This is a genomic window from Ensifer adhaerens, from assembly GCF_013283195.1.
GTDB lineage: Bacteria > Pseudomonadota > Alphaproteobacteria > Rhizobiales > Rhizobiaceae > Ensifer > Ensifer adhaerens_G.
Genome location: NZ_JABEKT010000001.1, coordinates 3,079,697 through 3,093,596 on the forward strand (window position 1 = coordinate 3,079,697; position 13,900 = coordinate 3,093,596).

Sequence of the window (13,900 nt, forward strand, 5' to 3'; positions counted from 1 at the left end):
TCCCGCCGCCAACCCTTCAGACGATTTTGGTTGAAAAACAGCCCCCCGAACGACGTTCCGGGGGGCTTTGTCACTGGCCAGTCCCCACAACTGGCCGAAAGTCTTCAATGCTCAGTACGAGTTAGGAGGGACGATACCCTGGTAGTATTCGCCGTCGCCACCTTGATAGCTTTCAAAACTGGGCTGCTGGTAGATGACACGCGGCGGAGCGGTTCTGTAAATGCTGCCGGTCGACATGCGATCAACGGATCCGTTGTCATACATCATCCTCGGCTGCGCCGTTGTCGTGCGCGGCTTCATGGCATGGGCGTCGATACCCTGGTAGTAGCTGTCGGCAAATGCCGGAGCTGCAATACCGGCGACCGCCGTCGTTAGAACCAATACAGCAAGTGAGTTTCTCAGAGACGTTTTCATGACATAACTCCTATGTCGTTGTCCTTGCACCACCCGGCCTCCGTTCGGGTACGAGCAAGAACGTACCATACACCCACTTGTTCCTCTGATGTAGTTGACGTTTCGCTCACATAATCTCGTGCAACCGTGATGGACATTACGTGACTGTAACTTGACCGGTTTGCACGCCAAACGCGTCCGGCGCGGGGTCGGGTCAGCAAGCATCTGAAAGAGTGGAATTTTTCGCAGCCGAAACGGCGCGCGCAAGCGCAGTGCCGCGAGCGATGTCGCCGGAATGATCGGCTATTTCGAGGGAAACCGCTCGCCGTCGCCGAAGGTTCCGCAGAAAAAATAAACGAAAACGGCCCGGAACAATGCTCCGGGCCGTGGCGCAGAAAGACGCGACTGACTGCGATCAGGCCGCCTGGGCCAGCTCGTCGGCAATCACCGTATCCAGGTTGAGGAAGCAGACCATGGTCTTCTCAAGCGCCACGATGCCGCGGCAGAAGGCGCGCTGCGCTTCCGGGATGATCTCCGGCGCCGGCTGCAGCGCCTCGCTCTTGATCGTCATCATGTCCGAGACCTGCTCGACCAGGAGGCCAACGAGCTTGCCGGCGATGTCGGTGACGATGATCGCCGACCGTTCCGACGGTTCGGTCATCTTCATGCCGAGGCGGGCCGCCATGTCGATGACCGGGATCACCGCGCCGCGCAGGTTGATGAGGCCGAGCACGTAGGGCGGCGTATGCGGCATCGGCGTTACCGGCGCCCAGCCGCGGATTTCGCGGATCGCCATGATGTCGATGCAGAACTCCTGGTCGCCCAGATGGAACGAAACGATTTCGAGGTAGGCGCCGGACTGCTTGATTGCGTTGGACATGATCAGAATTCTTCCCAATTCTCACCGGAGGCCGAAGTCGATGGCACGGAGCCCGGTTGGTTGCCGAATGCGCCCGCAAGCTTGCCCATGAGGGCCTTGGCGGGGGATGGAGCTGGACGCGCGGTCGATTTTGCCGAGGCAAGGTTGCGCAGAGGCACGGCCCTGTCGGTGCCCCTGGGCACCAGCCTTGCAGATACCGGCGTCGATGCCGGCGACGCTGTCGTCTTCGTCTGAACAGGAGGAGGTGTTGCCGGCTTCACGCCGGAGGTCGCCTGCGAAGGCGCGCTGGAGCGCATCGAAGCGTGAGCGGCGCGGCCTTCGTGGAACTGGCCGACGAGCTGCGTCAGCTTTTCCGCGTCCTGCGCCAGCGTGTGGCTGGAGGCGTTCGTCTGCTCGACCATCGCGGCGTTCTGCTGGGTCATCTGGTCGAGCTGGCCGACGGCCGTGCTGATTTCGTTGAGCCCGGTCGACTGCTCGCGTGCCGCCATGACGATGGAGCTCATATGTTCGTTGATGCGGGCGACATCGACGCCGATGCGGCCGAGCGCTTCACCCGTCGCCTGCACCAGCCGGACACCGGTGCCGACCTCGTTGCCGGAGCGGCTGACGAGCGTCTTGATGTCCTTCGCGGCACCGGCGGCGCGCTGCGCCAGTTCGCGCACTTCCTGTGCCACCACGGCAAAGCCCTTGCCGGCTTCCCCTGCCCGCGCCGCTTCGACGCCGGCGTTCAGCGCCAGCAGATTGGTCTGGAAGGCGATCTCGTCGATGACATTGATGATCTTGCCGATCTCTTTCGACGCATCCTCGATGCGGGCCATGGCGTCGATCGCCTCGCCGACGATCCGGCCGGATTCCTGCGCATTGGTGCGGGTGTCGTCGACCATGCGGCTCGCCTCTTCGGCGCGCTGTGTCGCCGTGCGCACGGTCACCGTGATCTCGTCGAGGGCTGCGGAGGTCTGCTCCAGCGAGGCTGCCTGTTTTTCGGTGCGGCGCGCCAGGTCGTCGGCGGCGCTGCGCATCTGGCGACCGTTCGATTCGATCGAAAGCGCGTTTTCCTTGACGTTGAAGAGCACGTCGCGCAGGCGCTCGACCGTCTGGTTGAAGTTGCGGCGCAGCGTGTCGAGATTGCCGTCGAACGGCCGATCGATGGTCACGGCCAGATCGCCATCGGCAAGCTGCGTCAGCGCCAGGCCGAGGCTGTCGACGGCCGCCTGGATGCGGCGCACCGCTTCGTCGCGCTCGCCCTGCTGCTGCTCGCGCTCCTTCTCGATCTCGCGGCGGCTGGCTGCCGCATTCTGCTCGAGCGATTGTTTTTCGATGGCCGACACGCGGAAAAGATCGACCGAGCGGGCCATGACCCCGATCTCGTCACCGCGATCGAGCGCTTCGACCTTGGAGCCGAACTCGCCCTTCTGGATGCGCTGCATGCTGTCGCGAAGCCCGAGGATACCGCGGCGAAGCGTTGAGCCGTGGAACCAGAGCAGGCCAAGCAAGGTCGCCATGGCGAGCAGGCCGGCGGCTGTCTGGAGCAGAAGCGCATCGGCCGAAACGGCGCGCGCTTCGTCGACCCGCGTCTGAACCAGCTGGGTCGCAGTCTCAGAGAGCTGTGCCAGTGCAGCGCCCAGCCGTTCGCCGGCCCCGTCGATCGCGTCGTCGATCTTGCCGAATTCTTCCGTCGAGGCCTTGCCTTCGACCAGCGCCTTCAGGTCGACACCGATCGCCTGTCGAAGTTCTGCCAGATCCGCGTCGAAGGTGGAGAGCGCGTCGGCACGGCCAAGCAAGCTCGCCAGCGTCTTGATATCGGCCTTGCTCGCCTCCAACAGACCGAGCGTGGTCGCAATGCCGGCGGCACGCTCAGGATGGACGACGCCTTCGTCGCGGTCGACGATCGTATCCATGGCGTTGAGGACGAGGTTGGTGGTGGCGAGCCGCATCTCATCGACGGTGGTCAGGCCACGTTGCGCGGTGATCGCGCCGTTCAGCGCCTCGTTCGAGCGCATGTCTTCGTACCAGCCGACGCCGAGCACCGAGCCGAAGCCGACGAAGGCGGCACCGGCAAGCGTTGCGAGCCGCTGGCTGACGGAGAGGTTCTTCTTGAAAGGAGCAGACGTTGCGGTCATAGAGCAGTCCATGGTCACGGACCTGCCCAAAGCCAGGCGAAGTCCTCCGTTAAAATCGATGCGGAAAGCCGGGCTCGATCAAACCGGATGACGTCATGTCATGTAGAGGTGAAGCACTTCACCCGCGTTGTCGAAACACTGGCAAACAGACCTTAAGCATTCGCTAAGACGGGCACGCAAGTCTGGGGACAAGCGCGGTTCACCACCCCTTCCCCGCGCAGGTTCAGATGCTATGATGGGGCCATGAACACGAAACCGCAGAGATCGATCCGGCTCCCGCTGCTTGCAGCTGTCGCGATGACGCTCGCCGTCGTGTCGGTTCTTGCATTCCGCGGCTGGATGGCGAACGGCGCCGACATGTTCCTGGCGCTTGCCCAATCCGGCCTTGCCTGGTGCCTGTGACCTGATGAAGCCGACCGCCTGAGCATTTCCAGGAAAAGTCCGAAGCGGTTTTCGTCTGGAAATGCGTCAACTTGCCTGCGGCAATTCTCCCATTTGCGCGGCCGCGATGGAGACGGTATCAAAAGCCGATCAACCTGATAGGGCCGGCTCAGGCCCCAACAAATCGGTAGCACGCATGAAAACCATTCGCATCGCCCTTTGGGCCGCTGTCGTCGTCATGGCCGGCGTTCTCGGCTGGCTGACCTACGAGATGACCCAGTCGAAGCAGCAGGCCGCCTCCGGCCCCTTCGGCGTGCCCTTCACACTGGTGGCGCAGGACGGCAAGGAGATCACCGAAAAGGCCTTCACCGGCAAACCGACAGCGCTGTTCTTCGGCTTCACCCATTGCCCGGAGGTTTGCCCGACCACGTTGTTCGAGCTGAACGGCTGGCTGGAAAAGGTCGATCCGGAAGGCAACAAGCTGCAGGCCTATTTCATCACCGTCGACCCCGAGCGCGACACGCCTGACATTCTCGGCCAGTACGTGTCCAACGTCTCCAAGCGCATCACCGGCATTTCCGGCCCGGCCGAAAAGGTCCTGGACATGGTCAAGGGCTACCGCGTCTACGCCAAGAAGGTGCCGCTCGACGAGAAGCAGCCTAACGGAGACTACACCATGGACCATACGGCGTCCGTGTTCCTGCTTGACGCCGACGGCAAATTCTCCGGCACCATCGCCTATGAGGAGAACCCCGAGACGGCGATCAAGAAGCTCGAGAACCTCGCCAAGGGCTGAGGACGGCTCCAGCCTCAATCGAATGCTTTTGCAAGCGCCGGCATCGCCCGGCGCTTTGCGTTTGCCCGGCATTCATGCTAGCGGCGGGGGCTTGCAGCGCCGCGCGCCAGAACGGGCGCGCGAAGATTATGCAGTGTCAGCCGAAGGACAGAGCCTTGAGCGAGATCAGACTTTTCGTCACCACCACCGAGAAGCAGGCGGAAGCCGTGCTCGACCGCTTGAGCGAGGTTTTCGGCGAAGAGGATTTTGCCATCGGCACGACGGAAGTCGACGAAAAGCGTGATGTGTGGGAAGCCTCGATCTACATGATGAGGGTTGACGAGGAAGGCGTGAACGAACGCCTGACCGAGGCGCTGGCCGATGGCTTTGCCCATCTGGCGATCACGCGCGAAGTGCTGCCGGATATCGACTGGATCGCCAAGTCGCTCGAGGGGTTGGCACCGGTGCGTGCCGGCCGCTTCGTCGTGCACGGCTCCCATGATCGCGACAAGGTCCGCACCGGCGAAATCGCCATCGAGATCGAGGCAGGCCAGGCCTTCGGCACCGGCCACCACGGTACCACCGCGGGCTGCCTCGAGGTGCTGGCAACGGTCGCGCGCACCCGCACGGTGCGCAATGTGCTCGACCTTGGCACCGGCAGCGGCGTGCTCGCGATCGCCGCCTGGAAGCTCCTGCACGTGCCGGTGCTTGCCACCGACATCGACCCGATCGCAACCCGCGTCGCCGAGGAAAACGCACGGCGCAACGGTGTCGTCACGGGCATGACCTTTGCGACCGCCCCCGGCTTTCACTCGACCGCCTTCAGCGGCAACGGCCCGTTCGACCTGATCATCGCCAATATCCTTGCCCGCCCGCTGATGAAGATGGCGCCGCAGCTGACCGCCAACCTCGCCCCCGGCGGCTCGGTGATCCTCTCGGGTATTCTCGCTGAACAGCGCTGGAAAGTGCTTGCCCACTACAACGGCCAGCACCTGCGCCACGTGCGCACCATCTGGCGCAACGGCTGGGTGACGATCCACCTGGAGAAGTAATTTCGAACTTCGCCGACGCGCGCGCAGCGGCCCCTCATCCGCCTACCGGCACCTTCTCCCCGCACGCGGGGAGAAGGCATCTGTGGCACCGCACCGCCACGTTATTACCTTCCCGCGCACTGGCGGTCTTCGAGCCAGGGCTATGCGCAGAGACGTCCTGTCGTCCGATAAACAAGCATCTCAGCCCACCGCCTTCCGCTGCGCCAGCCATCGCGCACGTCCCCTCGCCCCGCCTGCGGGGAGAGGGTTAGGGTGAGGGGCATTCGCAAACCACAATGAGAGCCGGCATCGCACGGATGCCCGAAGGAAAAAGCGATATCAACGCAACCGTCGCGCCTGATGCGCTTCGCGCGCACACACTTTCAAAACCCGGAGAAAACGAAAAGGCCGCCACGTCCATCATGACGGGCGGCCCTTCGAAACAAAGGCGATGCCAGGGGCATCGCCTGCTGGTCGGCTTGAGACCGACCATGCCCGCGAGCCTGAGGAGGAGGAGCGCTCGAGCGGGCGTCTACCGTTCCGAAATTGACCACCCTTGAGGGAGGAGGAGAACAGAATGATCAACTATTCTCGGAACTGCAGGCTTTTGAACCACCGGATGTTCGTCCGTGTTCGTTGAGGCGGCTTATAAACTATTATTCCGATAGAGAAAGCGGCTTCTTGGCATAGGAGCCATGCACAAAGCGCATATGTATGGTAAATGAGCAATTGCCCTTCAAATCTGTGCACGCCATGCGGCACACTTGCCCGGCAGGAAGTCGCCTCTTTCCTCATAAGGGTCGTTTCCGCTAAGATCGCGCATCTTTCCCGCGGTTCTCCGCCCAATTTACCGGAAATCCCTCATGTTTCAGTCCTTTGAAGTCACCTCCACGCCGCAGTTCGGCAAGGAGCGCACAGAAGCGTTGCGCGCGTCCTTCGCGAGCCTCGGCATCGACGGCTTTCTCGTGCCGCGTGCCGACGAGTTCCAGGGCGAGTATGTGCCGGCCTCGTCCGAGCGGCTTTCCTGGCTGACCGGCTTTACCGGTTCGGCCGGTATCGCATTGATCACGCAGAGTCAGGCCGTCGTGTTCGTCGATGGACGTTACGTCACCCAATTGAAAGAGCAGGTCGACGGGCAGGTCTTTACCGGCGGCGACCTGATCGGCGAGCCGCCGCATCTGTGGCTGGAAAACAACGGCACCAAGGGCTTCAGGCTCGGCATCGACCCGTGGCTGCACACCGGTGCTGAAGTGCGCCGCTTGGAAAAGGCCCTTGCCACGCTCGGCGGCTCGCTGGTCTTCCTCGATCACAACCCGCTCGACCGCATCTGGACCGGACGCCCGGCGGCCCCGCTCGGCCGCGTCTCCATTCAGCCGATCGAACAGGCCGGTGAACTGGCCAAGGACAAGATCGCGATCATCGCGGCCGGCCTCGGCAAGGCCGGCGCCGGTGCCGTGGTGCTGACCGACCCCTCGTCCGTCGCCTGGACCTTCAACATCCGCGGCACCGATGTACCGCACACGCCGCATCCGCTCGCCCGCGCCATCGTCCATGCCGATGGCCGCGCCGAAATCTTCCTCGACAAGCGCAAGACCGGCATCGAGCAGGAAGCCTATCTCACCCAGATCGCCGAGATCGCCGCACCCTCGACCTTCGACGATCGCCTGAAGGCGCTCGGTGCTGCCGGCGCCGCCGTGATGCTCGACCCGGACCTCGCTTCGTTTGCCATTTCCGAGTTGATCCGCGGCAACGGCGGCAAGGTAGTCGAAGCCGTCGATCCGGCCCGCCTGCCCCGCGCCCAGAAGAACAAGGCCGAGATCGAGGGTTCCACCCGCGCGCATCTGCAGGACGGCGCTGCCATGGTCGAGTTCCTCGCCTGGCTCGACAGGGCCGAACCCGGCACGGTCACCGAGATCGGCGCCGCCAACCAGCTGGAAGCCGCCCGCGCCACTGTCGGCGAGCGCATGCAGAACCCGCTGAAAGACATTTCCTTCGACACCATCTCTGGCGCCGGTTCGCATGCGGCGATCATGCACTATCGCGTGACGACCGACACCGACCGCGCCATCGAAGCCGGAACCATGTTCCTGATCGATTCCGGCGCGCAATACATCAACGGCACCACCGATATCACCCGCACGGTCGCGATCGGCGCGGTGCCGGAAGAGCAGAAGCGCTTCTTCACCCTGGTGCTGAAGGGCATGATCGCCATCAGCACGGCGCGTTTCCCCAAGGGCACGCGCGGCGTCGACCTCGACCCCTTGGCCCGCATCGCGCTCTGGAAGGCGGGCGCTGATTACGCGCACGGCACCGGCCACGGCGTCGGCTCCTATCTCTCGGTGCATGAGGGCCCACAGCGCATCGCCCGGCTTTCCACCCAGGAGCTGCTGGCCGGCATGATCCTTTCGAACGAGCCGGGCTACTACCGCCCTGGCGCCTTCGGTATCCGCATCGAAAACCTGATCGTGGTCCAGCCGGCCGAAGAGATCGCGGGCGGCGACTTGCCCATGCTCGGCTTCGATACGATCACCTATTGCCCGATCGACCGCCGCCTGGTGCTGCCGGCGCTTTTGACCGACGAGGAACTCGCCTGGTTCAACGCCTACCATGCCGAGACGCGCGAAAAGCTGATGCCATTGTTGGTCAGCGACGAGACCCGCAACTGGTTGAAGGCAGCAACCGAGGCGCTGAGCCGCTAAGCCGGAATACGATCAGAGACAAAACGAAAACGCCGCGGTTCATCAGAACCGCGGCGTTTTCGTTTTGGATGCGGGACTGCTCGCCTACAGCACCAGGTGGCGCAGCAGCATCACCACCACCCAGCCGATGACCAGCATGCGCAGGGTGGACAGGTTGAGCCCGAGCGCAATGGCGAAGGCGACAAACATCGAGACCGCCACGTCGAAGCCGCCATAGACGAAGGCGGGCGCGACCAGCGTCGTCAACACTGCGGCCGGCACGGCATTCAGCGCCGCCTCCAGCCGCGGCGGGATCTGCTTCATCTGGGTGATGAGCACATAACCGCCGATGCGGGTGACGAAGGTGGCAACGGCCGCCGCGATGATGAGATAGATAAGGTTGAGGTGCTGCGGATCCATGGCTCAGGCCTCCTTCTCGATGGCGACGGGCGGTGCAGCCACAGTCTCGACCGGCGGCAGGCAGGCAGCGAGCAGCACACCCGCCAGCGCCCCGATGCTGACATGCCAGGGCGAGCCGACGAAATGCATGCCGGCAACGGATGCGACGGCCGAAACGGCAACGATCGGCAGGAAGCGGTCGCGCTTGCGAAAACCCATGACGAGGCCAAGGAAATAGATTGGCAAGAGCACGTCGAGGCCAATCGCCTTGGGGTCACCGATCATCTGGCCGAAGATCGCGCCCAGCAGCGTGTTGAAGATCCAGGGGAAATAGATCACCAGCCCGAAGCCGAGATACCAGGGGAAGGTCACCGGCAGGCCGCGCTCGCCGCGTTTCTCAGTCTCGGCATATTGGGGATCGACCAGCAGGAAGAAGGCGAAGAATTTCTGGATCGGCGTGAAATGCCGGATGTATTTGGCGATCGAGGCGGAATAGAGCACGTGGCGGAAGTTGACCGCGAACACCGAGAGCACCACCAGCCAGGGCTGGACGTGGTTGCCGAACAGCTCGATGCCGACCATCTGGCTCGCGCCGGCATAAACGGTCGCGCTCATGAACACGGTATCGGCGATGGTAAAGCCGTTGTCGACCGCAAGCGCGCCGAACAGCGCGCCGAACGGCGAAGCCGCCAGCATGATCGGAAAGCCGCCGCGCACGCCCTCCCAGAATTCGTCTTTTCTCATGGGTTCCTCCCGCGGCGCCTTGTCTCGGCGCCCGCGGCATGCTGCCTTCGATCAAGATCGATCGAGGCCACATGCAGCATTTCAAACTTGGTGTAACGGCCGTCGCGCGCCTTGGTGCTCACGGCTATCGTCCTGTGCCGGACAGATAGGCGCTTCGCCCCTGCCCAACAATTCAATTGCGCTTATACAATGATTGAATTTTATGATGCCTGGCGGCTGCAGGCTTGAACGAAATGCGCATGAGGCCGGCAAACGCTGGCGTTTCGTTGCCGCCGACATCCCATGTCCAGACAACCGTCAGGTCAACATGAGGTCAGCCTGAGGCCCATCCGGGATCACCCCGGTGGGATGGGGCGCAGGCCGCATCGACCTGCCCCCTTGTCACAAGCGCCGTGCTTTCATTCGGCACGGGCAAAGTCGCGTGAAGGCGGAACGCCTTAGCGCTTGACCTGGAACGTATGTTCGATGCCCGGGAAGCTGCGCGCCTTCACCTCCGCCGCATATTCCTCGGCCGCCTTGGAAATCGCCGGAGCCAGCTCGGCGAAATGCTTGACGAAGCGCGGCTTGAAGTCGTTGAACAGGCCGAGCATGTCGTCGGAGACGAGGATCTGGCCATCACAGGCCGGCGACGCGCCGATGCCGATCGTCGGCGAACGCAACTCGCCGGTGATTTCGCGGGCAACCGGCTCGACCGTGCCTTCAACGACGATCGCAAACGCACCGGCATCATCGATCGCCTTGGCGTCGCGGCGGATCTTCGCCACTTCCTTCTCGTTGCGGCCGACCGAGCGATAGCCGCCGGTGGTGTTGACGAGCTGCGGCATCAGGCCGACATGACCGAGGACCGGAATGCCGCGGCTGACGAGGAAATCGACGGTCTCGGCCATCTCGGCGCCACCTTCGAGCTTCACCGCGCTACAGCCGGTTTCCTTCAGGATGCGGGCGGCACTGCGGAAGGCCTGTTCCTTGGATTCCTGATAGGAGCCGAACGGCAGATCGATGACGATGCAGGAGCGCTCCGAACCGCGCATGACCGCCTGGCCATGGGCGATCATCATGTCGAGCGTGACGCCGACGGTGGTGTCGAGACCGTAGAGCACCATGCCGAGCGAATCGCCGACCAGCAGGAAATCGACATGCGGATCGAGCAGCCGGGCGATCGGCGTCGTATAGGCCGTCAGGCTGACGATCGGGCGTTCGCCCTTCAGCGCTTCGATGCTGGCGGGGCTCAGGCGGCGTTTCGAGGACTGTACGCTCATTCTCAGGCAACCTTTGCAAAACGTGCGGATTTGGACGCAATCACGCGGTTATCGAGCAGCTTCGTCGTGCCGAAGCGGACGAAGAGCAACAGGAGGACCGGCTTTTTACCGACCTCGTGAATGGTTTCGAGCGTGTCGGGGTCGCGCAGCGCCACGACTTCGGGCCGTGCGAGCGGCTCGGTCGAGAGAAATGCGATAACCGCCTTTTCCACCTCGGCAGCGTCGGTGATGCCGGACGCCACCAGCCGTTCGGCCTCGGCAAGCGCCTTCGGCACGATGGCCGCCGCCCGGCGTTCTTCTGCCGTCAGATAGACATTGCGCGACGAACAGGCGAGCCCGTCGGCCTCGCGCACCGTCGGAACGCCGACGACGGAAACCGGCTGAGCGAGATCTTCGACCATGCGGCGAATGATCTGCAGCTGCTGGAAATCCTTCTCGCCGAAATAGGCTCGGTCCGGCTGAACGATGTTGAACAGCTTGGTGACGACGGTCGAAACGCCGGCAAAGTGGCCAGGACGCACCGAGCCTTCGAGCTCGGAACCGAGCTTCGGCACGTCGACGACCGTTTCCATCGGGCGCGGATACATGTCGGACACGTCAGGCGAAAACAGGAAGTCGACGCCGCCCTGCTCCAGCATCGCCTGGTCGCGTGCGAGATCGCGCGGATACTTGCTGAGATCTTCGTTGGGGCCGAACTGCAGCGGGTTGACGAAGATGCTGGCAACCACGACATCGTTGTCTTCACGCGCGCGTCGCACAAGTTCCATATGGCCGACATGAAGATAGCCCATGGTCGGCACGAGCCCGACCGTTCGGCCTGCACGGCGGTGCTCGGAAAGGGCTGCGCGCAGCTCGGCAATGGTGGTGATGGTCTTCAAATCCGGACCCTCCAATCCGCGAAGGCGCCGATCGCGCCCCGCCCCGCGGCATATGGCGCTTGGCCCGCTCCGCGAAAAGGCAATTGCACAAAATTTGGCTGCAAACCTCTATCTTGTGCAGCGCAAAAAGACAAACGGAAATGGTGCCGCTGCGAATGGGAACAACCCGGTCATCGACGTCGCACCGGCCAGACGCAAAAGTGCGGTACCGCTCCGATGAACTTGCGCCCCCTTGGCACGCTGAGGCTCACTGAGCCGCAGACGCTGGCACCCGCCAAGGTGGATCGAGCCTGTTGGTTCCGGCGAAATAGAGCACGATACGGTTGCCGGCGGGATCAAAAACTTCGGCTTCCCGCCAGAGCCAGCTTCTGTCAGCAGGGCCGCTTGCAAACAGGATGCCGGCCTCGATCAGCCGGCTGACGGTCAGATCCAGATCATCGCACTCGAAATAGACGGTGGTCCCGCCCGCCCTCGCCTCGCCCTGATGCAGCGAAAATGAACTGCCTCCGTCAGGGCAGACGAAGCGCACATAATGCGGCCTTGCATCGACGATCGGCTCCAGGCCGAGTGTCCGGTAGAATTTCCACCCGGCATCGAGATCGGGCATCGTCACCGTTACCTGGTTCAAGCGCATGATGTTTCCTCATGTCAAAGGCCCGCGGCCCGGTTCCTCCTGTCTCGCAGCACCCCTCAGCAGGGTCTGGAGACCACGGAACATCGGTCAGAAACATTCGCGGTGCAAATGATAAGCGCCCTGCCGGAAACCGTTGGTCCGAAGGGCGGCAAAGCCGGCAAAGTTCAGTGTGTCGCGCCGAAAAAATCGGCGCGACACACCCGCGGGATTGGGCAGAGATCGGCTCCGGCGCCCCCTAGCCGAACTTGACGAGATTGATCGCCGGCAACGGCCCGCCCGGAAACTGCGCGAGCTTGGCCCCGACCGCAAGCGACCCGAGATCGATACCGAAGAAGCCGAGCCGGTCGATCAGTCGGGCAACGTCGGCCTTTGCGCTCTGGTCGTCACCGGAGAAAAACAGCACGCGGTTGCCGCCTTCTGCCTCCGGATCACCCGAGAGGAGCTGTGCCAGCAGATGGTTGAAGGCCTTGACGACGCGGGCGCCGGGCACGAGGTCGGCAAAGATCTCGCTCGACAATCGGCCGTCAAGCTCGGCCGGCTTGAACAGCGGCGCCTCGATCGGGTTGTTGGCGTCGATGGCGATGCGACCGTTCCAGGCTGGCAGGCCGGCAAGTGCTTTCGGCAATTTCGACCAGTTGACGGCAACGAGCACGATGTCGGCGCTTGCCGCCTCCTCCCGCGTGCCGGCGGTGATGAATGGCGAAAGTTCATCTGTCAGCGCCTTCAGGCTTTCCGGCCCGCGGCTGTTGGCGATGGTTGCAGGGATCGACGCTTTGGCGAGCGCCCGGGCGAAGGCCGACCCGATGTTGCCGGATCCGATAATACCGATGGACATGGACATTCTCCTTGGTACGCGCCGCTGGTAGCAGCCGATTTCTTGGGGCTGCGGCGACGCTGATCAGGGTTGAGGAGTGTTGACGGGGCGCCGACCGGCACACCCGTTTCTCATCGACGTGGACCGGTCAGGCGGTAAAGCCGCCGTCGGCAACGATGTCGGCGCCGGTGACGAAGGCAGCCTCCGGGCTTGCCAGATAAGAGACGACGCTGGCGATCTCCTCCGGCTTGCCATAGCGCCCGATCGCCATGCCGGGACCGACGATCTTGGAGACGGGTCCGCCGTCCGGGTTCATGTCGGTATCGGTCGGCCCCGGATGCACCGTGTTGACGGTGATGCCGCGAGGGCCGAGATCGCGCACCAGGCTGCGGTTGAAGCCGGCGACCGCACCCTTGGTCAGCGTGTAAAGCGAGGCGGTTGGAAAGGCGGCGTAACGCACCATCGACGAGCCGATATGAATGACGCGGCCACCCGGCTTCATCCGGCGCACGGCCTCCTGCGTGGCGACGAAGACGCCGGTGACGTTGACGGCGATCATGCGGTTGTAATCGGCGTCAGTGATCTCGTCGATCGGACCGCCCAGCGCAATGCCGGCGTTGTTGACGAGGATATCGACGCCTCCGAGCGTCTTTGCCACCTCGTTGACAGCGGCGCGCACCGCACCGGCATCGCCGGCATCCGCCCTGATGGCAAGCGCATGGCCGCCCGCAGCCTCGATCTCCGAGACCACCGCGGCCGCCTTTTCCGGCGAACCGTGATAGGTGATGGCGACAGCCGCACCGTCGGTTGCGAGGCGCTTTGCGACGGCGGCGCCGATCGAGCGCGAACCTCCCGTCACCAACGCCACCTTGCCTTCCAGCGTCTTTCTATTCTCGGTCATGACATCAACTCCT

14 protein-coding genes are annotated in these 13,900 nt (G+C 63.4%); 4 read left to right on the top strand and 10 right to left on the bottom strand.

Annotation, left to right across the window (positions count from 1 at the left end; translation table 11 throughout):
- Positions 1-111: 111 nt before the first annotated feature.
- The 3 genes from LPJGGPFB_RS14735 to LPJGGPFB_RS14745 all read right to left on the bottom strand — a co-directional run bounded on the left by LPJGGPFB_RS14735 (position 112) and on the right by LPJGGPFB_RS14745 (position 3,393).
- Entirely contained in the window at positions 112-414 is a 303-nt protein-coding gene (locus LPJGGPFB_RS14735; RefSeq protein ID WP_173420579.1) for a hypothetical protein, read from the bottom strand.
- A 394-nt stretch (positions 415-808) separates the two neighbouring features.
- On the bottom strand, positions 809-1,273 hold the full coding sequence (locus tag LPJGGPFB_RS14740; protein WP_034792537.1) for a chemotaxis protein CheW: 465 nt from the start codon (positions 1,271-1,273) through the stop codon (positions 809-811).
- A gap of 2 nt (positions 1,274-1,275) precedes the next feature.
- A complete protein-coding gene (locus tag LPJGGPFB_RS14745) occupies positions 1,276-3,393 on the bottom strand; it encodes a methyl-accepting chemotaxis protein (protein ID WP_234902818.1) in 2,118 nt (705 codons plus the stop codon).
- Positions 3,394-3,636: 243 nt separating this feature from the next.
- Between LPJGGPFB_RS14745 and LPJGGPFB_RS14750 the strand changes: the two genes are divergently transcribed.
- From LPJGGPFB_RS14750 to LPJGGPFB_RS14765, 4 genes are all read left to right on the top strand, one after another.
- Complete coding sequence (locus tag LPJGGPFB_RS14750; protein WP_173420581.1) at positions 3,637-3,795, top strand: hypothetical protein; 159 nt, start codon at positions 3,637-3,639, stop codon at positions 3,793-3,795.
- 175 nt (positions 3,796-3,970) lie between these two features.
- On the top strand, positions 3,971-4,570 hold the full coding sequence (locus LPJGGPFB_RS14755) for an SCO family protein (protein WP_173420582.1): 600 nt from the start codon (positions 3,971-3,973) through the stop codon (positions 4,568-4,570).
- A gap of 155 nt (positions 4,571-4,725) precedes the next feature.
- A complete protein-coding gene (locus LPJGGPFB_RS14760) occupies positions 4,726-5,601 on the top strand; it encodes a 50S ribosomal protein L11 methyltransferase (protein WP_173420583.1) in 876 nt (291 codons plus the stop codon).
- An 842-nt stretch (positions 5,602-6,443) separates the two neighbouring features.
- Positions 6,444-8,279 (top strand): aminopeptidase P family protein, encoded by a 1,836-nt coding sequence (locus LPJGGPFB_RS14765; protein ID WP_173420584.1) that lies wholly within the window; start codon positions 6,444-6,446, stop codon positions 8,277-8,279.
- Between the two features lie 84 nt (positions 8,280-8,363).
- Here LPJGGPFB_RS14765 and LPJGGPFB_RS14770 read toward each other — a convergent pair whose 3' ends face one another.
- The 7 genes from LPJGGPFB_RS14770 to LPJGGPFB_RS14800 all read right to left on the bottom strand — a co-directional run bounded on the left by LPJGGPFB_RS14770 (position 8,364) and on the right by LPJGGPFB_RS14800 (position 13,887).
- The gene (locus tag LPJGGPFB_RS14770; protein ID WP_077500059.1) at positions 8,364-8,678 is read right to left on the bottom strand and encodes an AzlD family protein; all 315 of its coding nucleotides are present in this window, start codon (positions 8,676-8,678) and stop codon (positions 8,364-8,366) included.
- Between the two features lie 3 nt (positions 8,679-8,681).
- Positions 8,682-9,401 carry an AzlC family ABC transporter permease gene (locus LPJGGPFB_RS14775; RefSeq protein ID WP_173420585.1) on the bottom strand — a complete coding sequence of 240 codons (720 nt, stop codon included), beginning with the start codon at positions 9,399-9,401 and terminating at the stop codon, positions 8,682-8,684.
- 437 nt (positions 9,402-9,838) lie between these two features.
- Complete coding sequence (gene panB / locus LPJGGPFB_RS14780) at positions 9,839-10,660, bottom strand: 3-methyl-2-oxobutanoate hydroxymethyltransferase (protein ID WP_173420586.1); 822 nt, start codon at positions 10,658-10,660, stop codon at positions 9,839-9,841.
- Positions 10,661-10,662: 2 nt separating this feature from the next.
- Positions 10,663-11,538 carry a pantoate--beta-alanine ligase gene (gene panC / locus LPJGGPFB_RS14785; protein ID WP_173420587.1) on the bottom strand — a complete coding sequence of 292 codons (876 nt, stop codon included), beginning with the start codon at positions 11,536-11,538 and terminating at the stop codon, positions 10,663-10,665.
- A gap of 247 nt (positions 11,539-11,785) precedes the next feature.
- Entirely contained in the window at positions 11,786-12,172 is a 387-nt protein-coding gene (locus tag LPJGGPFB_RS14790) for a VOC family protein (RefSeq protein ID WP_173420588.1), read from the bottom strand.
- 235 nt (positions 12,173-12,407) lie between these two features.
- Positions 12,408-13,007 (bottom strand): NADPH-dependent F420 reductase, encoded by a 600-nt coding sequence (locus LPJGGPFB_RS14795; protein WP_173420589.1) that lies wholly within the window; start codon positions 13,005-13,007, stop codon positions 12,408-12,410.
- Between the two features lie 127 nt (positions 13,008-13,134).
- Positions 13,135-13,887: a 3-oxoacyl-ACP reductase family protein gene (locus LPJGGPFB_RS14800; RefSeq protein WP_173420590.1), complete on the bottom strand. Its 753-nt coding sequence runs from the start codon at positions 13,885-13,887 to the stop codon at positions 13,135-13,137.
- Positions 13,888-13,900: the final 13 nt, after the last annotated feature.